Below are 23,567 nucleotides of genomic sequence, written 5' to 3'. Positions count from 1 at the left end.
CAGATGAGCACAGGCAGCATTCTCACCATTATCCTGAACTACCGCACCCCGGAGATGACCCTCAGGGCTGCCGAGGCGGCTCTGGTGGAGATGGTGGATCTCAGCGGTGAGGTTCTGGTGATCGACAATGGCTCGGGGGATGGCTCCTGGGAGGCGCTGCAGGCCGGGGCCGCGCAGCGCGGCTGGCAGCACAGCGACAAGATCAGACTGCTGCAGTCCCCGGTCAATGGTGGCTTTGGCGCGGGCATGAACATCGGCTTTGCCGCTGGCCTGTCGGATGGCACCGCACCCGACTATTATTACCTGCTGAATTCGGATGCCTTTGTGCAGGGGAAAACCATTCGCAGGTTGCGCGATTTTCTGGCCGATCATCCCGGGGCCGGGCTGGCAGGGTCTTTTGTGCATGGCACCGATGGCACGCCGCATCGCACCGCCTTTCGCTTTCCCTCGATCGCAGGCGAGTTTGAAATGGCGGCGCGCACCGGGATCTTTACCCGGCTGCTGCACCCCTGGGTGGTGGCAATGGAGATGCCACAAAGCCAGACCCAGGTGGATTGGACCGCTGGCGCCAGCCTGATGATCCGGCGCCCGGTGATTGAGGAAATCGGCGGTTTTGACGAGACCTTTTTCCTCTATTTCGAAGAGACCGACCTGTGTCGTCGCGCCGCTCAGGCCGGCTGGCGCACCCATTATGTGCCCCAGAGTCAGATTGCCCATCTGGGATCGGCCTCGACTGGTATGAAAGACTGGGACCGCACCCCTGCCTATTGGTTCCAGTCGCGCAGCCACTATTTCATCAAATCCCATGGCCGCGCCTATGCGGCATTGGCCACGCTGGCCCGCATCGCAGGCGCCAGTATTTACGGGTTGCGCCGTCTGCTGCAGGGCAAACCTCAGGCCGATCCCAATCATTTCCTGAAAGATCTCGTCTTTCATGCCGTTACGCCCGCGCGCCCATCTCCCGCGCCCGCGCCCATATGTGAAACGCGCCGTCCCACCCCGGTTTCGGAGGATCCAAAATGAGCCAATTTTCCGCTGTCGTCATCGGCAATGAATCCCTATTGATCGGCTGCGCCGAAGCGGTGCTGGCGCGTGGACATAAGATCGCCGCCGTGGTTTCAACCAACAGTGATATCCGCACCTGGGCCACAGCCAAAGAGCTGCCCCTGCTGGAGGCCCCCGGTGACATCCTCAGTCACCTCACCGATGGATTTGACTGGCTGCTCTCCATTGCCAACCTTCGTGTCATCCCAGATCCGGTGTTGGCCTTGGCCCGCAAAGGTGCGGTGAATTTCCACGATGGCCCCTTGCCGCGCTATGCCGGTCTGAACACGCCCAACTGGGCGATTATGGCAGGCGAAGCGCAGCATGGCATTACCTGGCATGTGATGGAGGGCGGCATCGACGAGGGCGATATCCTTGCCCAGCGCCTGTTTGACATTGCCGAGGATGAGACCGCCTTTAGCCTCAACTCCACGTGCTACGCCGCCGCCATGGACAGCTTTGGCGAGGTGCTGGACCAGCTGAGCGCAGATCAGCTGCACCGCCAGCCGCAGGATCTGTCGCAACGTGGCTATTTTGCCAGGGATCATCGTCCCGCTGCTGGGGCCATTCTGGCGTTTTCCCAGACCAGCCAAGAGCTGAACCGCCTTGTGCGCGGGCTGGATTATGGCACCTATTGGAACCCGCTTGGCTGCGCCAAACTGCTGCTGCCCGACCAGGTTTTGCGAGTGGGACAAGCCACCCCTGTTGCGGCTTCTGACGCCCCAGCGGGCGCGGCTGAACCGGCAACAGGGGCCGTGCTCTCGGTGACCGGCGCGGTTGTCACCGTCGCCACCGCCAATGGCGCGGTTGCGCTGGAAGATATCACCACACTTGGCGGCGAAACCCTCGATCTGCCCGCCCTCTTTACAGTTGGCCAACAGCTCCCGGCGCTGGAGGATCAGGCCGCCAAAGAGGTCGCCACCACCCTGGCACAGAGCCAAAGCGGTGAGGCCCATTGGCGCCGCGCCCTGGCGTTGATACAGCCGGTCACTGTGCCTCTGGCCACGCAGACTGGCGCAGCGGCTGGCACCACGCGCTACGCGCTGACCCTGCCGCAAGAGACCGCTGTTGATCTGACCGAATCCCGGATCATTGCCGCAACCCTGGCCTGGGCCTTGCTTGGCACCGGCGCGGATCAGGCCGATATCGCCTTTGCCACGCCGCTGCCCGCAAAGGGGGCGGCAGCGCAGGTGGTTTCCGACTGGATTCCCCTGCGGGTGGCGCGCGATTCATCTGTTAACAGTTTAGCGACTCAGATAGACTTAGACTTGGAAAAGGCCCGCAGGTTCGGCGGTTTTGCCCTGGATCTGGTGGCCCGCGCCCCAGAGCTTTCCGTGCAAAACATGCCGGCAATCGGGTTTACAGCGGATCGGGATGCTGCCCTGCCAGGCTGCATCGCTACCGTTTCGCTGGTTGAGAGCGCCTTGGCGCTGCATGTAGATGACACCTGGCTCGATGCTCAGGCCGCGGAGCTGCTCGCCGCGCGGCTTGAAAACGCGCTGGGTGTCATCGCATCTCACCTCTCCTCTGGCACCGATTGCCCGCTGTCTGATCTGTCGATTCTCCCCGAAACAGAACGCAGGCTGCTGCTGGAGGATTGGAACCGGACCGCCAGCGATCTGCCTGCCGAAGAGACCATACAAGCGGCATTTGAGGCCCAGGTTGCCCGCACCCCAGAGGCCACCGCGCTGGTGTTTGAAGGCGAAAGCTATAGCTACGCGGCACTCAACGCCCGGGCCAATGCCCTGGCCCGCCAGTTGCAGGATATCGGCGTCAAACCCGGTGCTCATGTGGGCGTCTATATCAAACGCTCCACCGATCTGATGGTAGGGGCCCTGGCGGTGCTCAAGACCGGCGCCGCCTATGTGCCGCTGGACCCGGCCTACCCGCGGGACCGGATTGCCCACTACCTGTCAGACAGTCAGGCCAGCGTTGTTGTCACCCAGGAGGCCCTGCGCGCCGACCTGCCGACAACCCAGGCCAGGATCGTCACTGTGGATTGCCTGACTGTAGATAACCTGCCGACATCAGAGGCTTTGACGACAAACGTCAGCAGCACCGCGACCGGCGCCGATCTGGCCTATCTGATCTATACCTCCGGCTCGACCGGCACCCCCAAGGGCGTCATGGTGCGCCATGACAATGTGGCCAATTTCTTTGCCGCCATGGATGCGCGCATTCCGCACCAGGCCGGGGATGCCTGGCTGGCGGTGACCTCGCTGTCCTTTGACATCTCGGTGCTGGAGCTTTTCTGGACCCTGTCACGTGGCTTCAAACTGGTGCTCTCCAGCGATGAAAGCCGGCTGCAACTGTCCAATGGGCCCATTGCGACCTCGGACCGGCGGATGGATTTCAACCTGTTTTACTGGGGCAATGACGATGGCCCCGGCCCCCGCAAATACCACCTGCTGCTGGAAGGCGCCAAGTTTGCCGATGCCAATGGCTTTAACGCGGTCTGGACGCCAGAACGCCATTTCCACGCCTTTGGTGGCCCCTACCCAAACCCAGCCGTGACCGGGGCTGCCGTGGCGGCAGTCACCAGCAATCTCAGCGTGCGCGCCGGCTCCTGCGTGGCACCGCTGCACCATCCCGCCCGTGTGGCCGAGGAATGGTCGGTGATCGACAACCTGACCAATGGCCGCGCCGGGCTGGGCATTGCTGCGGGCTGGCAGCCGGATGATTTTGTGCTGCGCCCGGAAAACACCCCGCCAGCCAACAAACCCGCGATGTATGACTGCATCGAGACCCTGCGCAAACTCTGGCGCGGCGAGGAGGTGGAGTTTCCCCGCAAGGACGGCTCGATGCATGGTGTTGTCACCCAGCCGCGCCCGGTATCGCGCGAGCTGCCGGTCTGGATCACCACCGCAGGCAACCCTGAAACCTGGCGCGAGGCCGGCGAGATTGGCGCCAATGTCCTGACGCATCTCTTGGGGCAAAGCATCGAGGAAGTCGGTGGCAAGATCCGCATCTATCACGACGCCCTGCGCGCCGCGGGCCATGATCCGGCGGATTTCAAGGTGACGCTGATGCTGCACAGCTATCTGGCAGAAACCCGCGAAGAGTCCCGCCGTATCGCCCGCGACCCAATGAAGGACTATCTGCGCTCGGCCGCCGGGCTGATCAAGCAATACGCCTGGGCCTTCCCCGCCTTCAAGCGGCCCAAGGGGGTCAATAACGCCTTTGACATGCAGCTGGACGGGCTGAGCGCCGAGGAACTGGAAGCCATCCTGGAGTTTGCCTTTGAGCGCTATTTTGAAGACTCCGGCCTGTTTGGCACCGTTGAAGATGCCCTGCAGCGCACCGAGCAGCTGAAGCGTATCGGCGTTGATGAGATCGCCTGTCTGATCGACTATGGCATTGCGCCAGAGGTGGTGCTGGAGGGCTTGAAGCCGCTGGCCGAAGTGCTGCGCCGCGCCAATACCCCGCAAGAGCTGGCAGCGGATGACTTTTCCCTTTCGGCGCAGATGATGCGCCACGATGTCAGCCACATGCAGTGCACCCCCTCGATGGCACGGATGCTGGTGCAGGATGATGAGGCCCGCATGGTGCTGGGGCGGCTCAAACACCTTTTGGTTGGCGGCGAAGCACTGCCGGCGGATCTGGTCGGCGCCCTGCGGGAGGCGACGCCAGCGCAGCTGCACAACATGTATGGCCCTACTGAGACCACCATCTGGTCAACCTCGACCACCCTGTCTGGCCCCTCTAACCTGTCTGGTGGCACCGCCGATATCGGCAGGCCGCTGGCCAATACCCAGGTCTATGTGCTGGACGCGGCCCAACGCCCGGTCCCGATGGGGGCGGTGGGTGAGCTGTATATTGGCGGCGCTGGCGTCACCTCGGGCTACTGGCAACGCCCAGAGCTGACTGCAGATCGCTATGTGCAGCTGCCCTTTGCCACAGGCCCCCTTTATCGCACCGGCGATCTGGTCCGCTGGACGGCTGCGGGTCAGCTGGCCTTCCTCGGGCGCACCGATCATCAGGTGAAGATCCGCGGCCAGCGCATCGAGCTGGGCGAGATCGAAGCCGCCCTGGCCAGCCAGCCCAATGTCACCGGCGCGGTGGTTGTCGAGCGGCAAATGGGCGACAGCGCGCAACTGGTCGGCTATGTCACGCAAAACAACGCGAAACCAGCGGATCTGGACGCGATCAAGCAGGACCTGTCGCGCCATCTTGCCGCCGTCATGGTGCCCTCTCATCTTGTAGCGCTGGATGTCTTCCCGCTGACTCCCAACAAGAAAATCGACCGCAAGGCGCTGCCCGCACCGCAGGCCACTACACAGTCACAAAGCCCACAGGCCGCCGCCGCTGCCATGGTGCCGCTCAGCGCCGGGATGCAGGCCGAGATTGCCAAGGTCTGGTCGCGTATTCTGGGTGTGCAAGGTATTGGCGCGCAGGATAATTTCTTTGCCCTGGGCGGTCATTCGCTGCTGGCGGTGCAATCGCATCGCGATATCCGCGCCGCGCTGGATATCAGCACATTGTCGATCACCGATATCTTCCGGTTCCCAACCCTCGCAGGGCTTGCCGCCCATATCGAGACCCTTGCGGGCGGCAGCACAAAGCCCGATGATCCGGTGGAAGACGAGGCCGCACAGGCCGCCAAATCCGACACCATGTCGAAACGGCGGGCAATGCGGGCAAACCGTAAAGCACGGGTAGGATGACGGCAGAGAGTTCAACACAGGAAATGGCACGGCTGGCCTTGGTGCGACCGCTCTTTGACAGGGACATCGGGTTGGCGCTGGTGAACCCCCTGGCGGATCCGCCAGCGCCCTTTGCCGCAGAAGCCGCCTGTTTGTCCCCAAATGCGGTGGACAAACGCCGCCGCGAGTTTGCCGCCGGGCGCGCCGCCGCGCATCAGGCCATGGCGCAACTGGGCCATGCGCCAGTTGCCATTCCCGTGGGTGAAAACCGGGCACCGATCTGGCCTGATGCGCTGGTGGGCTCGATCACCCATACCCGCAGCTGCGCCATGGCTGTGGTTGCCGCAAAAAGCGCGGTTCAGGGGCTGGGGATCGACGTGGAAGAGGACAAACCCCTGGCGGATGAGCTTTGGCCCGCGATCTGCTCGGCGCAGGAACAGGACTGGCTGCGCCAACAGGACAATCCCGGCCAACTGGCCAAACTGATGTTTTCCGCCAAGGAAGCCGCCTATAAGTGCCAGTTCACAGTCAGCGAAAGATACTATGGGTTTGATGGCATGGAACTGACAATCAATCTGCAGGAGTGCCGTTTTTCAGCCCGTTTCTGCGCTGATCAGCCGCCCTTCACCTGTGGCGATCACATCTCCGGGCGCTTTGCCATTGGGGCGGGCCTGATCGTCACCACAGCTGAGCTGCGGAGCTGATCCATGATGTCACGCCGCGCCCTTTTGGCTGTGCCTGTTGTGCCCGCTCTGCTTGGCCTCTGGCCACTGAGCCACTGGCTGCGCACTGGCCCCCTGCGCCCAGGCCCCCTGCCACAGGTGCCGGTGCTGACGCCTCCGGAGGGGGCGTTGCGTGTGTATCATCTGGGCCATTCCCTGGTGGGGGCGGACATGCCGCATATGCTGGCGCAGCTTGCGCCACAGGGGCATCGCTGGAACAGCCAGCTGGGATCCGGCACCAATCTGAAACAGCATTGGGAACCGGAACTGGCGATCCTCGACTTTGAAACCAGCAACCAGCCGCCTGCCTTTCGCGAGGCCCGCGAGGCCATCGGCTCGGGCGGTTACGACGCGGTTGTGCTGACCGAAATGGTCGAGCTGCGCGACGCCATCCGCTATTTTGACGGCGCCGCGTATTTTCACCGCTGGGCCAATCTGGCCCGCGCAGGCGCCCCCCAAACCCGTGTGTATCTCTATGAGACCTGGCACCATCTGAATGACCCCGAGGGCTGGGAAACCCGCATCTCCAATGACCTCGATCGACTTTGGCTGGAACAGCTCAGCGGTAAAGACAGCCGCGCCGCACCCGACCGCCCCGCCTATCTGATCCCGGCAGGACAGGTCATGGCCGCGGTTGCCCACGCCGCTGAGGCCGGAGAGATCGACGGGCTGACATCCCGCGAAGATCTGTTTGCCCGCACCAAAACAGGCGCGCTGGATACCATCCATATCAATGATCTGGGTGCCTATGTGGTGGCGCTCACCCATTATGCGGTGCTCTATCAGCACCCGCCCTTGGGGCGACCACATCAGCTCAGCCGCGCGGATGGCAGCGCCGCCCAGAGCCTGTCGGCCACAGCCGCCGAACAGGTGCAAAGGATCGTCTGGCAGGTGGTCTTGGCCCAGCCCCGCACCGGCCTTGCCCTGGCGGCGCAGGCTGTATCTCCTCAGACCTCATCTACGCAGGCAACATCCGCTCAGGTGGGAGGTGGGTCATGAACCTTGAAGCGCTGATCACCTCGGTGGTGATGGTGGGGCATTCGCTGTTTGGCCCGGACAATCCGCAAATGCTGCAACAGCTGCTGGCGGAACAGCCGGGCGCATCAGCACCGGTCACGGTCGAGGCCCAGATCATCAATGGCGCGCCGCTCAGCTACAATTGGCAACACGCCAAAAGCGCCGAAGGCATCAATGCCCGCCAGCGGCTGACCGCGCCCGTGGATGCGGTGATCGTCACCGAGGCGATCCCGCTGGCCAATCACTTGAAATGGAGCAATTCCGCAGAGGCCGTGACCCAGTTCTATGAACTGGCCCGCGCCGCCAATCCGGATGTGCAGTTCTACCTGCAAGAGACCTGGCACAGTCTCAACAGCGGCACCGGCGCCGAGGTGCCTTTTGACGAAGGCGCCGCAACCCCCTGGCGTGACCGGCTCGAGCAGGATTTGCCGCGCTGGCAGGCCCTGGTCGATGAGGTCAATGAGGCCACCAATGGCACTGTGCGCCTGCTGCCTGCAGGTCAGGCCATGGCCCGGCTGGAGGATGCCATCACGGCCGGCACCCTGCCCGGGTTGCAGTCTATCTCGCAGGTGTTTTCCGACGATATCCACCCCAATGCGCTGGGATTTTACTACCTCAGCCTGGTGCAATATGCGGTGCTGACCGGACAGGATCCACAGGGGCTGCCCTATCAGCTGCAGGACCGCTGGGGACAGGGGTACACAGCCCCTTCCGAAGCCTTGGCGCGGCAACTTCAAAGACTGGCCTGGGCCGCAGCCGGCGGCAGTGACACGGCCTCTCCGGCCCTGCCCGATGAGCCCGCCCCGCTGCCCATGGAGCCTGAGCTGGCCCAGTTGAACAGCCCACTCCCGGAAGAGCTGCCGCAGCAGCGGCACGCTGAGGTGCCCCCGATCCCAACCCGCCAGCCCATTGCGATGAACCTGATGCCGGTGGCCGATTGGAGCCCACAGGCACCGTTTCTGGATCACTTCAAGACCGCGCGCCCCTGGATCGGGCATCTGCCCGGCCAGTGGGGCGGCGCCAACGAGGCAGATCTGCAGGAGGCCGGCTATCTGGATGCGGCGGGCTGGCCCACCGCTCTGCCGCCCGAGCTGGGCTCGATCGGGACCGTGATCCTGACAGATCTGCCCGAAACCGCGCTGAGCCTGGCCGGGCGCTATGTGCTGCGCTTTGAGGGCCAGGGCATTGTCGAGGTCTCGGGGCGGGCGCGCAATCAGCGCTATGGCAAGGGCGAGGTCTCGTTTGATTTCACCCCCGGTCCCGGCCCGGTCGAAATCCGGCTGCAGCGGATCGGCTCGGCCGGTGACTACCCGCGCAATATCACCGTGGTCAAGGAAGAGCACCTGCAGCGCTATGCGGCTGGCGAGATTTTTAACCCGGACTGGCTGGAGATCCTGGACGGGTTTGCAGCGCTGCGCTTTATGGACTGGATGGGCACCAATGACTCGCACCTCACCGGCTGGGAAGACCGCCCGCTGGTCAGCGATTATAGCTGGGGCCGCAAGGGTGTGCCGCTGGAGGTCATGCTGGCACTGGTGAATGAGCTGGGCACCGATGCCTGGTTCAACATGCCCCACCGCGCCGATGACAGCTATATCCGCAACTTTGCCCGCGCGGTTGAGGCAGGCTTGGATTTTGATCTCAAAGCCTATGTCGAGTATTCCAACGAGGTCTGGAACTGGCAGTTCGAACAGGCCCGCTGGGCCGATACCCAGGCGCGCGCGCGCTGGGGCGGTCAGGATCTGTGGATGCAGTTCTACGGTGGCCGCGCCGCAGAGGTTTCGCAGATTTGGACCGAAGTCTTCGGCGCGGCATCAACCGCACGCCTGGTGCGGGTGTTGTCCACCCAGACCGGCTGGCTGGGGCTGGAAGAGCAGATCCTGACGGCGCCGCTTTGGGTGGCTGAAGCCGCCGACCGCGAGGCCCCTGCCGCCTATTTTGATGCCTATGCGGTGACCGGGTATTTTGGCGGCATTCTGGGGCTAAAGGACCGCGCACCGATCCTGCGGGCCTGGATCGCAGACAGCCAGCAGCACGCCCGCAATGCGGCGGCTGCGCAGGGGCTGCGCGGCACAGAGGCCGAAGAATTTATTGCCGACCACCAATATGATGTTGCCAGCGTCCAGGCCGCCGCCGAACTGAGTGACGGCCTGGCCAGCGGGGAGGCCGCCGATACGCTCAGCGATTTGTTGGGCCGCGTTTTGCCCTACCACCGTGCTGTGGCGGATCAACATGGGCTGGATCTGATCATGTATGAGGGCGGCAGTCATGTGGTCGGCATCGGCCCGATTACCGAGGATGCCGCGCTCACCGGCTTCTTTACCCATTTCAACTATACGCCCGAAATGGGCGCGCTCTATGCAAGGTTGCTCAGTGGCTGGCAAGAGCTGGGCGGCACGCTGTTTGGCGCCTATGCGGATGTGGCGGTTCCTGGCAAATGGGGCAGCTGGGGGGCACTGCGAAGCCTCAGCGATGACAACCCCCGCTGGTCCGCATTGGAAGCGGTAAAATGAGCGCCTCCCCCCTGCCATCGGGCCTGCCAACAGCTACGCCAACAACTACGCCAACGGGCACGCCAACCGCCGCCCCCCAGCCGCAGGTGAGCGTCTTGATCCCGGCCCATAACGAAGCCAGCTACATCGCGGGCTGCCTTGGCGCGCTGTTTGCCTCCGTGCTGCCTGCGGGGATGCGGGGCGAAGTTCTGATCCTGGCCAATGGCTGCACCGATGCCACCGCCAGAATTGCAGCGGCTCAGGCGGCGCCGCCCCAGTGGCAGCTTCGCATCATCGAGCTGCCAGAGGGCAACAAGCTCAAGGCGCTGAACGCCGGCGATGCTGAAGCACGGGGGGGGGTGCTGGTCTATCTGGACGCCGATGTCACGGTTGATCCCGCATTGATCGGCCAGATCACCGCCGCGCTTGGCCCCGCCCAGATCCAGGCCCAGATCCGGGCTCAGACACAGGCTCAGGCTCACACCCTGGCCCGCTACGCCAGCGGCACCCCCCAACTCACCACCGCCCAAAGCGCCTTGACCCGCGCCTATGGCAGGTTTTGGATGCGCCTGCCTTTTGTCCAGACCGGCACCCCTGGTTTTGGCCTGTTTGCAATGAACCGCGCCGGGCGGGCGCGCTGGCAGGACTGGCCCGATATTATTGCCGATGATACCTTTGCCCGGCTTTCCTTTGCAGCACATGAGCGGATCAAACTGCCAGCCCGCTACGCCTGGCCAATGGTCGAAGGGCTGCGCAACCTGACCCGGGTGCGACGGCGACAGAATGCCGGCGTCGCAGAGCTGCATGAGAAATACCCGCAGCTGTTGGCCAATGATGACAAAGCCCCGCTCCCTATGGGGCAGCTGTTCGGGCTCTTGCTACAGGATCCCATCGGCTTTGCCGCCTATGCGCTGGTGTCTTTGACGGTGAAATCTCCGCTGTTTCGCAGCCGCCAACGCTGGACCCGCGGACGCTGATCCCCTGCTGCAATCCCACGACCCCTGCCGCTCTGAAACGCTGCGCTGCAACAGTGCGCTGCCGCGCCGCGCTTCAGCGCGGCGCCGGGCCCAAGCGCTTTGATGGTTTCGTCAGAAACAATCAAAGCGCGCGGGAGCCCCCCCCTTGCCCGTCTACTTGCCAGCCCATAGCCAGCCCTATAGCCAACCAACCCCTCTAGTCAGGCGGCCACTTTGTTAGGCTCAGGACCCATTCAACCGACCTTGCTGGTTTGGCAGGTTTTACTTAGAACAAGCCACTGCAGCGCGGACAGAAGCGAAATTCGTCAAATCTGTAAGGCGCTGTTTTTGCTACATCAACCGATTCTCTGACAGGCCTCACGGAACAGATCTGCCAGCTTACCCGCCTCCACATCGCTGTCGTGCCGCTCCAGAACCCGCTCACGTGCCGCCGCGCCCAGGCTCGCCATCTGCGCCGCAGGCACCTCTGCCAGTTCGGCAATTGCCGCGGCCAGGATCTGCGCATCGCCCGCCGGAACCAGCCAACCGGTCTTGCCGGGCAAAACCAGCTCAGGCGTGCCGGCGATATAGGTGGCCAGAACGGGACGGGCCGCGGCCATGGCCTCCATCACCACCATGGGCAGGCCCTCGGCAAAAGAGGGCATCACCAGGGCATGAGACGCGGCAAGCTCTGCGCGCACGCCCGCCTCTGACAGCCATCCTGTCAGGGTCACATTGTTCTGCAGCCCAGCGGCACTAATTGCGGCTTCCAGATCAGCGCGCATCTCGCCATCGCCAATCAGCGCCAGATGCACCTGTGGATGCGACTGCACCACCTCAGCCATGGCGCGCACCAGCACCATCTGGCCCTTTTGCTCCACAAAGCGCCCAATGGCTGCCAATCGCAACGGGCCCTCCGGCAGCGGCAGCGGGTTTTCAAACCGCGCCGGTTCAATGCCGCAATGCACCACCTTCAGCTGGTCCCAGACCCCAAAATCAGCCCAGCGGCTGAGCTGGCTCTTGCCAAAACTGCTGATGGCGACGGCAAAGCGCGCTCGGTTGATTTTTTCTCCCAGAGAGAGCGCCACAGGGGCATCAAACTCTTCCGGGCCATGGGTGGTGAAACTATACCCCGGCCCGCCCAGCGCCTGCGCCAAGAGCGCCACGGCCGTGGCATTGGTGCCAAAATGCGCATGCATATGGTCAACCCCTTCGGCCCGGCAGCGCACCACCACATAACAGGCCTCTGCCAGATAGATCAGGTGTCGCAAGACCCCGGCCTGTGACACCCGCCCCAACCGAATGGCCACCCCCATGGCCTGAAAAAACACGGCCGGTGAAGCCACTGCCTGGCGCAAAAGCGGCAGCAGCAACGCCAGTCCCCCCCGTTGCAAAACATACTCGGTCTTTGCCGCCTCCGCCCTGTCGCCCGGATCCACCAATGGCGCTGACCCAGGCCGCATTGCCAGCCGCAGCACGGCAATCCCCTGACGCTCCAGCGCCTGGATTTCACGGCGGATAAAACTATGGGAGGGCTGCGGGTAACTGTTCAGAACATAAGCGACTTTCAAAGGCCTATACTCCAGTCAGCCAGTTGGTTTCCGCCAAGGTAGCGGCTCTGTCCGGGCTTGCCTAGAGGGCGCAAGCGCGCCGTCATCAAAACCAAATCAATGCGTGATTTCAAAGCTGATTGTCTGGCCTTTTTCGCCCCAGACTCCCGCCATTCCCCCGCAATGACACCCACAGGGCCAGTTGCAATTGACGCGCCTTCCTCGCCTGCATAGCCTAGTGCCAATTGGTCCTGAATTACACCGCAGAGCAGACCAAAACCCAAGCAAACATCCGGAGACCACATGAAACAGCTGACCCGCCATTTTGCCGGCCAGGGACTGATGGCACGGGTGCTGCGCTCGGCCTCCTGGATGATGATCGGCTATGGCGGCAGCCAGGCCCTGCGGCTGGCGGCCAATCTGGTGCTGGCCCGGCTGCTCTTCCCCGAGGCCTTTGGTCTGATGGCGCTGGTCACTGTGGTCACCGTGGGGTTATCGCTGTTTTCAGACGTCGGCATTGGCCCCTCGATCGCGCAGAACAGCCGTGGTGATGACCCGGATTTTCTCAATACCGCCTGGAGCATTCAGGTGCTGCGCGGCTTTGGGCTTTGGGCTTTTACCCTGGCGCTGGCCTGGCCGATGGCCTGGTTCTACGCCGCGCCTCAGTTGCTGTACTACCTGCCGATTGCCGGCATTGGTCTGGCCATTGCCGGGTTTAATCCAACCCGGATCGAAACTGCCCATCGCCATCTGCTGGTTGGACGGGTGACCCTGTTGGATCTGGCCGCGCAGGTGATTGGCGTCGGCTCCATGGTGGTTTTGGCCTGGATCAGCGGCTCGGTGATTGCCCTGGTTCTGGGCGGTGTCATTCAGGCCGCCGCCAAGCTGGCGCTGACCCATTTTGGCCTGCCCGGACTGCACAATCGCTTTTGCTGGGAGCCAAAGTCGGTGACCGAGCTGGTGCGTTTTGGCAAATGGATCTTTCTGTCGACGGCCTTCTGGTTTTTGACCTCGCAAGGGGACCGGGCGATTTTGGGGAAATTTGTCTCGCTTGAGGTGCTGGGCATCTACAATATCGGCTTTTTCCTTGCCAGTTTTCCAATGCTTCTGGGCCATGCGGTCAATCAGCGGCTGATGATCCCGGTCTACCGCGACACGCCTGTTACCGCCGATCCTGCCAATCTGCGCAAGCAGCGGTTGCTGCGGGTCGGGCTGACCGCGACAATCCTGTCGATGCTGCTGCTGATGGCCTGGATCGGCCCCTGGCTGGTGGATTTCCTCTATGATGCGCGCTATGTGCAGGCCGGAGCGATGATTGTGATGATCTCGCTGGCGCTGGTGCCTGCGGTGATCACCATGACCTATGACCAGGCTGCCTTGGCAGCCGGTGACAGCCGGGCCTTTTTTGTCTTTACCGCCACGCGCGCGCTCTTGCAGACAGGCATGTTTTTATTGGCCACCATGTGGTTTGGCCTGCCCGGCGGTATCGTCGCCATGGGGCTGTCGATGCTGGCGGCCTATCCGGTGCTGGTCTGGTTGGCGGTAAAACACCATGCCTGGGATCCGCTGCATGATATGGGGTTTGCCCTGGTTGCGGCGCTCATTGGCAGCGGCGCGGTCTACTGGCATCTGGACCGGATCATGGCCCTGATTGCGCCAGCGTCCGTCTAGCCGGACTGTCCGTCCAGCCCGGCCTGCCAAATCAGCGGCGCGCCAGTTTCTGCGGCAGCAGCCGTCGCCAGGCCCCCAGTATGCGCCGCAACCCCCGGCCGCGGGGCTTGGTATCCAGAACCGGGATCGAGGCCACCGGCGCCAAACCGGTTTCGCGCTCCATCTGCGCCGCAGAGCGCAGCACGGGCGCACGCAGCTCCAACACAAAGGCAAGGGCCAGCCCTGCCAGAACACTGGCAATTCCCCCCATCAAAGCCTTATTTTTGCGTGCCGACGTGGACGGGTAATCCGCAAGCCCTGCGGGTTCCAGCACCGTCAGGCGTTCGCCCTGGCGCGAGGTTTCCAGACGAAACCCCACTTCGGCCTCGTTGCGGCGGGTGGAGACAACCTCCAATTCGCCTTGCAGTGATTGCATCTGCCGGGCGTAGACCCCCAGCTGCCGCTGCACCTCGGGGGTGGTTTGCAGCGCCACTTCCAGCTCGTTCTTGCGCTGGCTCAATAGATCGTGCTGGGCATCCAGCGTTGCCAGCTTCTCCTGCGCCTCGGCCAGCATCCGGCGCGCAGTTGCCGGGCGTTCGGAGGCGCTGGCCTGATCGGCAGCGCGCCGGATCAGGATTTTTTCGCGTTCAATATCCAGCAGGCTTTCGTTGATTGTTGCCACTTCGCTGCGCCGAAACTCTGCTGTTCCAGGCAGGGCCACATCATGGGCGGCGTGAAAGGCAGAGATCTCATCTTCCAGCGCCGCGACCTGGCCGACCAGGGCGGCTTCCTTTTCGGCAAAGAAGCTCAGGGTTTCGCGCGCTTGGGCAATTCGGCTACTGACGCTCAGCTCGATGGTGCGATGGCCAAATTCGCTGGCCACCTGCTGCGCCTGTAGCGCCGTGGGCATCATCGCCGTGATGGTCAGCACCGAAATGGTGCCATCATCGGCAAAGCCTTCGCGCACCGCTGCCACGCCAGTGATGTTCACGGCCTGACGCAGCATCACTACTTTTTCGGTTGATGTCAGACTGGGCTGATCGGCGTAGAGCGCAAATTTGTCGATGATATCCAGCAGGGTTGCGCGGGCCATCAAACGCTGTTCGATCAATTGCATCCGCCGCGCCGAGGAGCCTTCGACCGTGGATTTGGCCAAATCGTCAGCGATGGTTGGCCGCGTGACCTGTATCACCTCGGCACTGTGGTACAGATGCTGCTGATTGAGCGCCACCCAGAGCGACAGAATGCTGCCCGCCACCACGACATACAAAATGACCGCAGCGCGGCGACGCAACATGTCCAAAAAATCTGCCAGCGAATAAATCGGGCCCATGGGTCAGCTCACCTTGTCGTCACGTCTCTCATCCTGCCTGTCTTTGCCCCATCGAGCCAGAGCACAAGCGGATACATTCACCATCCCTTACACCACAGCATCCGGGCAAAACTGTGGCTCTGACCGGATGTTGGGGCTTTGGAATGTGGGTTTTTAGGGGGTAACTTGCGTCTTGTCGGACTGGTGCGCCTTGTTCAGCACCACGCCAAGCAAGGGCGCGTGCCCCGCCAGCATCTTTTCGCAGGCCGCAAGTTCGGCAGCGGTGGTCCTGTCACCGTCAGAAATCAACAGCACCCCGTCCACCTGCGGCAGAAAGGCGGTGACATCGTCATGTTCCAACACCGGCGGCAGGTCGAACAGAACCGTATCGGCCCGGGTCTCGTTGATCATGGCAGAAATCACGTCTGCGGCGCGCCGATCATGCAAAATATCCGAGGCATTGTGATCGGGATGGCAATTGCTGCCCACCGCCAGCGACACAGACAGCCTTTGCAGATGCTGGTTCAGCGGCACCTCACCGGCAAGGAAAGCCGACATATCGCCATGTGGCGGGATGCCCAGCGCCGCCGCGATGCCGGGTCTGCGAAAATTCATATCCATCAACAGGGTGCGGCTTTGTGGCACCCTGGCGAGGCTCAGCGCCAGATTGACCGCGCAAAAGGTGGTGCCGCCGCCTGCAGAGGGGCTGGTGACCGCCACCCGTTTCCAGCCATGCGCCTTTAGACTGTGCAGCAACCGGGTGCGCAGCAAATCAAAGGCCCGCGCCGTAGGCGAGGCCCGAAAGGCGCTAACCAGCGGCAGGCGTGACGGTTTTTGCCCCAGAAAATCAAAGGGAACCTGGGGGATCTGCAACCAGGGGTCAAAACGGGTTGGCAAATCCATCGGTGGTTTCCCAGGCAAATCGACACGCGCCTGCCGGTCCAGTTCCAACCGCGGTTTGACCCGCACAGGTCGCGCGGTCTCCACAGGGCGCGCTATCTCAGTGCGGGGCTTTGCGGCGACAGCCGCAGGCTGCGGTGTGACTGATTGCGGCGCCGGGGCTGGTCTTGTCCCCTCGGGCGGGGCTGCCTTTGGGGCTGGAATTGGCTGTTGTGTCTGCACCGCTGGCGCAGGAAATCGCGCGCTGTTGAGCGGGCTTGCAGCTGTGCCGACCTCTGGGCCGGTCTCCAGGTCCGTCTCTGGGCCAGTCTCTGGCTCTGGACCAATCTCTGGGCCAGCCTGTTGCGGCGCTGGCGCATTGCGACGGCGAAACCTCTTGTAACCCTTTTGCGTCATGCGATCCTCACCACCCCCAACAAAGGCAGGCGCTGTGTTCTTCAGCTCGTTTTCTCCGCCCTCTGGACGGGCCGGAGTGCCATCAGAGGGTGATACAGCAAAATGCTTCAAGCGTCATCTCCTGACAATTCCAACTTCTCCCCCCCTACGTCACGCCCCTGGTCGCTCGGGGGCAGTCCTGCGACCCAACCGCAAAAGGGCTCGGCCCCTGCATCGGGAGGTTTCTCAGCCGCCTCGCAGTCAAGGGCAAAGAGATTAATATCCAGTGCCCATCGTTCCGCAGCGACCTGGCCGCCGGTCCACGCCCCAGTCTGGTAACCGGTGCTAATACCCCGTTCCCTTGGCGACGACGCCGACGGTGCGCCAAATAAGGCTCAAATCTTGCTGCAGACCCATCTGACGCAGGTAATCCGCATCCGCCTTGGCCCGGGAGGCAAAGCTGCTCTCATTCCGGGTGGAGACCTGCCAGACGCCGGTGATCCCGGGCTTGACGGCAAAATAGGCGGTTGCCTCGCCATAAAGAGACAGTTGCTCGGGCAGCATCGGGCGCGGGCCAACCAGGCTCATTGTTCCAGTCGCCACATTCCAAAGCTGCGGCAGCTCATCCAGGGAGGTCATGCGCAAAAACCGCCCGACCCGAGTGATCCGCGGGTCATGTTTGAGCTTTTGGGTTGTTTCCCATTCATGGCGGAGTTCTGGATCGCTCTCCAGAAAGCTCTGCAGCCGGGCATCCGCATCACGCACCATGGTCCGCAGTTTAAAAATACGAAAGCTCTTGCCATGCTGCCCCAAACGATCCTGGCTATAGAAGGGCAATCCGCTTTCCAGCCAGAGCATCACCGCCGACAGCAGAATAATCGGCAAGGCGACAGGCAGCGCCAACAATACCAAAGCCAAATCCAGCAGCCGCTTCCCAGCCAGAGCGTAGCCAGAGTGTGTTCCGCGCGCAATCGCCAGTGCCTGGCTGATCCCCCCCCCGGCAGCAGGAGCAGCCACGGTAGAACAGATCAAAGAGGAGCGCCCTGTGGCAGTGACGCCGGACAAGGTCAGTCCGGGTGCGGCCACAGTCCGCTCCGTCGTGTTTGATACGAAATCTTTCATCATCACCCCATGCGCTCGCAGCGATAGCTCCGGGATAAACCCGAGGCCATCAGCTCCTTCGTTCTTCAAAACCCGCAACAACAGCGACGCGGGCAATGTCATCACGTTTTGGGTTTTTCCGAACCATGCCCCCACATGTTTCGCCCCTGATGAATGCCGGGATTGGATCCCCCCTGAAGCTTTTTCAAGCTACTGCATTCCGTGACTAGAATATATCTAACCGAATTAATGAGAATTATAACCAAAGCTTAGTGATTAAGGCGAAAAAGGGTATAGTCCACACAAAAGCGGAAACAATATAACCTTTTGATTATAGACTATCCCCAAATGCTGCCCAAACCATAAAACCCAGCTCTTGTTCTCGACGCCAAAATGCCTGATTCTGTGCTCTGGCCTCGCCTGCAGGCTGCGTTTGCCTTCCCCTGATCGGTCATGGATTCCCGCTGTTGGTTTGAAACCTGGCGCTTGCACCGGTATGACCCCTGGGCAGATGCCGGTGGTCGGCACCGGATTTGGCCAACAGCCGACTTTCCACGCAATACGTACAAAAAGGTCGTCAGACAATGGGCACATCACATAGCCAGACACATTGCACCGCCGCTCTGATTGGTGACGCCAAGATATCCCTGTGGCGCCTATCGGCTGGGCAAATGGTGCAACAGCATAGTTTCGCGCGCACAGGGGCCTGCCCCGCGCAGGATCTGTCGGATGCGCTGAGCCAGGCCCAGATGCCAAAATCGGATCCGGTGCTGGTCTGCGGTCTGACACCGGCCGCCACTTCGGTCGAGGTTCCCGCCAAACCCGAAGATCTGGCATTCACCCGCCTGGATCACGAGGCCTGGAGTCCAGAAGCCTGGGATCTTCAAGTGCTTCCCGGACTGCACCAGAAAAACCCGGTAGGCCTGATGCAACATAGCACGGCGCAGATCGCCGGCTTTCTGGCTCTCAATCCCAAATGGGACGGGGTGATCTGCCTGCCTGGCGAGGTGACACATTGGGTTCAGATCAGCGCCGCTGAGGTTGTCAGCTTTCACAGCACCCTCACTACAGGCCTCTATTCCGCGCTGGCAGCAGGTCTCGCCTTGCCTGCGCACTGGTCCGAAAGCGCTTTGGCACAGGCCGTCGCAGATACCATATCGCGCCCCGAACGCCTGGCCTCCCGGCTGGCCGAACTGCGCGCCCGTCAGCTTATCGCGGGCGGCAGCACGGCAGAGCACAATACAACCGAGCACAATACAACAGGGCGCAATACAACTGAGACCGCAGGTCTGTTGTGGGGCTATCTTCTTGGAGCCGAACTGGCCGCCGCGCGGGCCTATTGGCTGGGCCAGAATCTCGCTTTGATCGCCCCCGATCACCTGGCCGCCCCCTATCTGGCCGCCCTGACCGCCCAGGGCCTGCCTGTCACCCAGGCACAGCCCGATCGGATGGCGATAGAAGGGCTGATGCAGGCCAACCGGCAGGCAGGGAAACCGGCCCCTGCTCCCTAGGCTTTTCCCTTTTCCAAGACTCTTGAAAGGGCACGAACACCTGCGGCAACGATAAACTGGATCCTGGCCATCTCACGGTGCAGCGCCGTCGCCCGACAGGGCGGCGGCGCTGGGCCCAAGGGGATGTTATCTCCCAAGGGGAGATAAATCTGCGCGGGAGCCCCCCCTTCACCTGGCTTAAGACCCCTGTCCCTGGCAGGCCCGCCACGGCCCAATGACACGCACAGTCATAGGCGCAGTCATAAGTGCAGTCATAACCGCTTTTACAGGTGCAACCTTCTACCTCTCTTGCTGTGCGATCTGGCTCTGTTCTTATGCCTTATGGCGGGCGCCCTTTGCGGGTGGTGTTTCAGCCGGACCGGCAAAACACTGGGCGATTGCCATCCAGCGCGCGGCACTGGCTCCCTGGGTCTCGAGACTGGTGTCGGCGATATTGCGCACCTGCGTCACCACCTGGGCAAACTCCACCGCCGAACCGCGCACCAGATTGTCCGCTTGCGGATCATTCCAGGTCCAGACGGCACCGGAAGGGCCGGTCAGCTCGACAAAAGGCGCAGGCTCGGGCACCGGTTCTTTGCGGTTGAGAAAGGTCCAGCCATAGGTCGACACCCCCAGATGGGCGATGTTGCGGATGCGGTCCTGCTCCTGCCGCTCCACCCCCAACAGATCAAAGACCTCCTGGCCATGGGCCCAGGTCTCCATCTGCCGCGCGGTGATCGAGCTGAGCGCGCTCATGTCCGGCCCCAGCCATTTTAGCCGCTCTTTTGGGTCGGCCTGCGCAAAAGCGTCGGCGCAGCGCTCTGCACCTGCCTGCCAGGCCTCAAACAGGGCGCGGCCCGACAGGCCATCAAGCCAGGGGAACTGGCATCCAGTATAGACTTGCCTGCCTGCATCTCTTTCACGATCGGGCCAATAAAGGCCGCAAAGGCTGCCGCCCCCTGCAACGAGGTCTCAGCCGCCACATTGAACAGATGCAGATGCCCCAGCACATGATCAATGGTCCACTCCTTGAACAGTGTCGCCCGGTGCAGATCAGCTTCGGGCAGATCCTGTAGCACCGCCGCCAGAGCCTGGCTCTCGGCACGGAAATCTTCGGCTTGTTGCATGTTTCGCTCCCTCTCTTGATCAAATGCCGCTGCGTCTGACCGATAATCATGTGATTGAACAGACCAACTGTTCTGTTTTACGATTCGTCAAAAGGATATGCTGATGTGCCCAGGAACCGAAGACCAACCGAACGTCACCTCCGGCGACAGTCAGCCCATGCGGGGCAACCCGGCACGGGTGGCGCGCACCCGAGGCAAAATCTTTGATGCGGTGATCACCTCGCTCGACGAGGTGGGCTATTCGGAATGTTCCATCAACCGGGTGCAAACCCAGGCCGGGGTCTCCCGTGGCGCCCTCACCCATCACTTCCCCTCCAAGGAAGAGATGATGGTAAAAACCCTCGAACATCTGCTGGCCCCGGTGCGCGGCACCTCGGTGCCTGATGACCAGGAGGCCAATCTGCTGCGCTCTTCCAAAGCCGGGACCAGCCTGCCGGGCCAGCTACATGCGCTGTGGAGCCGGGTGATCAACACCCGCGAAGGCCGCGCGCTGATGGAAATCCTGGTGGCCGCACGCACCGACCAGGTGCTGAACCGCCGCATCACCCCATCGCTTTGGAGCTACAACGACGAGTTCAACCGCAATATCGCCAATCTCTACCAGGCCACCGAGGGCCATGAGGATGAGCTGACGCTGCTCTGGTCGATCTGCCGGAGCTTCATGCGCGGGTTGCACACACAGGCGCCGTTTGAGCGCGATCCCAAGATCATAACCAAGATGGTCGAGCTATTTGGCCGCATCATAGCGCCGCATATGTCTGCGCGCAGCCGTCAGGGAGAAGCAGATGAAGAACCCCTTTGAAACGCCAGAGCATCGCGCCTTTCGCGACAGCATCCGCGCCTTTGTCGAAAAGGAAATCCAGCCCTATTGCGACGACTGGGACGAGGCCGGAGCGGTGCCCTGGGAGCTGCACCAGAAGATTGGTGCATTTGGCGTCTGGGGCTTTGGCATCGACGAAAAATATGGCGGTCTTGGGTTTGACGACTGTTTTCTGCGCGTGGCCTATAGCGAAGAGATGGCCCGCTGTGGCGCCGGCGGGGTTACCGCGGCCTTGGCCAGGCGTACCATTTCTGTGGAACCAATTGCGCGGCTGGCGGGTGACGAGATCCGCCAGCGGGTGCTGCCCGAAATCCTGTCCGGGCGCAAAGGCTCCTCATTGGGGGTGACCGAACCGGGGGGCGGCTCGGATGTGGCCAACCTCAAGACCACAGCCCGGCGTGACGGCAATCACTGGGTGATCAACGGCTCCAAGACCTTCATCACCGGCGGCATGACCTCTGACTACTTTGTGATCCCGGCCCGGACCGGCGGCGCGGGGTTGGACGGCATTTCCCTGTTTTTTGTCGAGGCGGATACCGCTGGCTTCTCCCGCTCAGCCCTGACCCGCAAGATGGGCTGGTGGTGTTCGGATCAGGCAACGCTGTTTCTGGATGATGTCCGCGTGCCCGCCAGCAACATGATGGGGGAGGAAGGCACCGGGTTTTTGGCCATCATGAACAATTTCAACATGGAGCGGATCAACCTGATCGCCGGGGTTCTGGGGATGATGAAGACCTGCCTGGAAGACAGTATCGCCTGGGCACAAGACCGCGAGACCTTTGGCAAAAAGCTGATCCGCCATCAGGTGATCCGCCACAAGATCGCCGAGATCTCCGCCCGCATTGATGCGGTTGAGGCGACACTGCGGATGATCTGCTGGCAGGTCAACCAGGGCGATATGCCAGTAGCCGAGCTGAGCAAGGCCAAATTCTTTGCCACCAAGGCCTGCGAATACTGCGCCTCTGAGGCGATGCAGATCTTTGGTGGGGCGGGCTATCTGCGTGGCAACCGGGTGGAGCGCATCTACCGCGAGGTCAAGGTCATGGCCATTGGTGGCGGATCGGAAGAGATCATGCGCGACCTCGCCGTGCGCCAGATGGGGCTATAAGCCCCAGGAAGCCCCATGCCGATCAATGGGTCAGGCCCCTAGCCTTCTGCGATCGCCTTGAAGGCGCGCCCGGCGGCCTCAAAATTGCGGGCCAGCGGCGCTGTCAGTTTTGACTGCGCCGCATAGTAGGCCCCGACCCGACAGAGCTGCCGCGCATAATCAGGGTGAACCCCGGCGTCATCATATTTGATCACCCGCGTCTTGCTGAGCCAGCCGCGTTTCCTGACTTCCTTCTGGATCAGTTTCAGCCGCTGCACCGCATGCAGGCTGACATAGACAGACAGATAATCCAGATAGTCGGCGATGTCATAGCCAGAGCCATGATCATAGGTGTCGATCATCACATCGGCCATTTTGTCCGGCGCAACTGGCCAGGTCTCATCCGCAATGAGCCAGGCAAAATCCTCGGCACCGTGCCGCAGGCCGGCATATTCAAAATCAAACCAGCGCACAAAGCCATCGTCGCCAATGGCGGCATTGCCCGCCCGGCAATCCCATTTCAGGAATTGCCGCCCCGGCTGGTCCATACGTTCGGCCACGGCGACAAAGTCGAACGCTTTGGGGATGCCCATGGAATAGGCCTGCAAGGCGTCCACCGATCCCACCAGATTGATGATCCAGTCCCGGTTTGAGCCCAGATGCGGCAACATCCCTGCCAGATCGGTCTGGCGGGCGGCAGCGTGAATGCGAAAGATCGCAGCACAGGCCTCGGCTGCCAGTTCCACCTGGTCGCCCTCGTCATGCTCCAGGACCTCGCGGCTCAGGCGGATCTCGCCGGTGTCGGACTGGAACAAGACATCCTCATTGACGCCCAGAACCCGGGGGATGTCGTCACAATGGGGCCCCAGCTTTTCCAGCACATAGGCCTCCAGATGGGTGCGGCGGAAATTTTCGCGCAGGGTGGCGATGACCGTCTCCTCACCAAAATGCAATCGTATCGAAGAGCGGGACTTGCCGCCCGGCGTGGTGATCCGATCCGGGGTTTTACCCAGGGTCTTTTGTGCTTGTGCGACGATATAGGCCGCGCGGTCATCAAAGCTTCTGTCCGCCATCAGCTTTCCCTCATTTTGCCCAAAGCGCGCTATGCCCGGGGCCTCATCGGTAAGGCCTTAGGTGCAGAAGATGGCAAATTTCAGGAAACAAAACGACTCCTTCAGGGGGCCGTCATGGCGACATCGGAAAAACACATGGGCTCTCACCGCTGCCAGGGTGAGTCGCGCGGCCCTTTTGCGTCCAATACAAGAACAGTTCTACGCCCTC

General features: G+C 62.1%; 17 protein-coding genes. 10 read left to right on the top strand and 7 right to left on the bottom strand.

The genetic code is table 11. The features are described 5' to 3' along the window. Positions 1-3 precede the first annotated feature (3 nt). From ARCT_RS0106240 to ARCT_RS0106215, 6 genes are read left to right on the top strand one after another with little or no spacing between them, the layout of a single operon-like run. Positions 4-1,023, top strand: coding sequence for a glycosyltransferase family 2 protein (locus ARCT_RS0106240; RefSeq protein WP_027239288.1), 1,020 nt, complete (start codon positions 4-6; stop codon positions 1,021-1,023). After that, positions 1,020-5,708: a MupA/Atu3671 family FMN-dependent luciferase-like monooxygenase gene (locus ARCT_RS0106235; protein WP_027239287.1), complete on the top strand. Its 4,689-nt coding sequence runs from the start codon at positions 1,020-1,022 to the stop codon at positions 5,706-5,708. Before ARCT_RS0106240 ends, ARCT_RS0106235 begins: the two co-directional genes overlap by 4 nt. Further along, positions 5,705-6,391: a 4'-phosphopantetheinyl transferase family protein gene (locus tag ARCT_RS0106230; protein ID WP_027239286.1), complete on the top strand. Its 687-nt coding sequence runs from the start codon at positions 5,705-5,707 to the stop codon at positions 6,389-6,391. The genes ARCT_RS0106235 and ARCT_RS0106230 overlap by 4 nt, the downstream gene beginning before the upstream one ends. A 3-nt stretch (positions 6,392-6,394) precedes the next feature. After that, positions 6,395-7,408, top strand: a complete 1,014-nt coding sequence (locus ARCT_RS25545; protein ID WP_051360573.1) for a hypothetical protein — start codon at positions 6,395-6,397, stop codon at positions 7,406-7,408. Further along, the gene (locus ARCT_RS0106220; protein WP_027239285.1) at positions 7,405-9,939 is read left to right on the top strand and encodes a hypothetical protein; all 2,535 of its coding nucleotides are present in this window, start codon (positions 7,405-7,407) and stop codon (positions 9,937-9,939) included. The genes ARCT_RS25545 and ARCT_RS0106220 overlap by 4 nt, the downstream gene beginning before the upstream one ends. Next, complete coding sequence (locus ARCT_RS0106215; protein ID WP_084300763.1) at positions 9,936-10,895, top strand: glycosyltransferase; 960 nt, start codon at positions 9,936-9,938, stop codon at positions 10,893-10,895. The genes ARCT_RS0106220 and ARCT_RS0106215 overlap by 4 nt, the downstream gene beginning before the upstream one ends. A gap of 335 nt (positions 10,896-11,230) precedes the next feature. On the opposite strand, the gene ARCT_RS0106210 is transcribed toward ARCT_RS0106215, so the two are convergent. Continuing rightward, positions 11,231-12,445, bottom strand: coding sequence for a glycosyltransferase (locus ARCT_RS0106210; protein ID WP_027239283.1), 1,215 nt, complete (start codon positions 12,443-12,445; stop codon positions 11,231-11,233). 282 nt (positions 12,446-12,727) lie between these two features. Here ARCT_RS0106210 and ARCT_RS0106200 point away from each other — a divergent pair, with 282 nt between their 5' ends. After that, positions 12,728-14,095: an oligosaccharide flippase family protein gene (locus tag ARCT_RS0106200; RefSeq protein ID WP_027239281.1), complete on the top strand. Its 1,368-nt coding sequence runs from the start codon at positions 12,728-12,730 to the stop codon at positions 14,093-14,095. 31 nt (positions 14,096-14,126) lie between these two features. Here ARCT_RS0106200 and ARCT_RS0106195 read toward each other — a convergent pair whose 3' ends face one another. The 3 genes from ARCT_RS0106195 to ARCT_RS0106185 form a co-directional block, all read right to left on the bottom strand. Next, positions 14,127-15,407, bottom strand: coding sequence for a GumC domain-containing protein (locus tag ARCT_RS0106195; protein ID WP_027239280.1), 1,281 nt, complete (start codon positions 15,405-15,407; stop codon positions 14,127-14,129). A gap of 153 nt (positions 15,408-15,560) precedes the next feature. Continuing rightward, the gene (locus tag ARCT_RS0106190; protein WP_027239279.1) at positions 15,561-16,793 is read right to left on the bottom strand and encodes a CpsD/CapB family tyrosine-protein kinase; all 1,233 of its coding nucleotides are present in this window, start codon (positions 16,791-16,793) and stop codon (positions 15,561-15,563) included. Positions 16,794-17,006: 213 nt separating this feature from the next. Then, entirely contained in the window at positions 17,007-17,783 is a 777-nt protein-coding gene (locus tag ARCT_RS0106185; RefSeq protein ID WP_027239278.1) for a sugar transferase, read from the bottom strand. A 563-nt stretch (positions 17,784-18,346) separates the two neighbouring features. On the opposite strand from ARCT_RS0106185, the gene ARCT_RS25540 reads away from it, so the two are divergent. Then, positions 18,347-19,273 (top strand): 2-dehydro-3-deoxygalactonokinase, encoded by a 927-nt coding sequence (locus tag ARCT_RS25540; RefSeq protein ID WP_084300761.1) that lies wholly within the window; start codon positions 18,347-18,349, stop codon positions 19,271-19,273. A gap of 312 nt (positions 19,274-19,585) precedes the next feature. Here the strand turns inward: ARCT_RS25540 and ARCT_RS28860 are convergent, their stop codons facing one another. Together ARCT_RS28860 and ARCT_RS28855 are read right to left on the bottom strand one after the other, a co-directional pair. Continuing rightward, the gene (locus ARCT_RS28860) at positions 19,586-20,101 is read right to left on the bottom strand and encodes a TIGR03084 family metal-binding protein (protein WP_322786445.1); all 516 of its coding nucleotides are present in this window, start codon (positions 20,099-20,101) and stop codon (positions 19,586-19,588) included. Beyond that, positions 20,026-20,379: a maleylpyruvate isomerase N-terminal domain-containing protein gene (locus ARCT_RS28855; protein WP_322786409.1), complete on the bottom strand. Its 354-nt coding sequence runs from the start codon at positions 20,377-20,379 to the stop codon at positions 20,026-20,028. The genes ARCT_RS28860 and ARCT_RS28855 overlap by 76 nt, the downstream gene beginning before the upstream one ends. A gap of 103 nt (positions 20,380-20,482) precedes the next feature. Between ARCT_RS28855 and ARCT_RS0106170 the strand changes: the two genes are divergently transcribed. Together ARCT_RS0106170 and ARCT_RS0106165 are read left to right on the top strand one after the other, a co-directional pair. Further along, positions 20,483-21,181: a TetR/AcrR family transcriptional regulator gene (locus tag ARCT_RS0106170; RefSeq protein WP_240476265.1), complete on the top strand. Its 699-nt coding sequence runs from the start codon at positions 20,483-20,485 to the stop codon at positions 21,179-21,181. After that, positions 21,165-22,307, top strand: a complete 1,143-nt coding sequence (locus ARCT_RS0106165) for an acyl-CoA dehydrogenase family protein (protein WP_027239276.1) — start codon at positions 21,165-21,167, stop codon at positions 22,305-22,307. The genes ARCT_RS0106170 and ARCT_RS0106165 overlap by 17 nt, the downstream gene beginning before the upstream one ends. 38 nt (positions 22,308-22,345) lie before the next feature. On the opposite strand, the gene ARCT_RS0106160 is transcribed toward ARCT_RS0106165, so the two are convergent. Next, positions 22,346-23,359, bottom strand: a complete 1,014-nt coding sequence (locus tag ARCT_RS0106160) for a phosphotransferase family protein (RefSeq protein WP_027239275.1) — start codon at positions 23,357-23,359, stop codon at positions 22,346-22,348. Between the last annotated feature and the right edge of the window lie 208 nt (positions 23,360-23,567).

This window comes from Pseudophaeobacter arcticus DSM 23566 (assembly GCF_000473205.1).
Taxonomy (GTDB): domain Bacteria; phylum Pseudomonadota; class Alphaproteobacteria; order Rhodobacterales; family Rhodobacteraceae; genus Pseudophaeobacter; species Pseudophaeobacter arcticus.
Note: the sequence above shows the minus strand (reverse complement) of the source record. Positions and strands in the feature narration are given on the sequence as shown.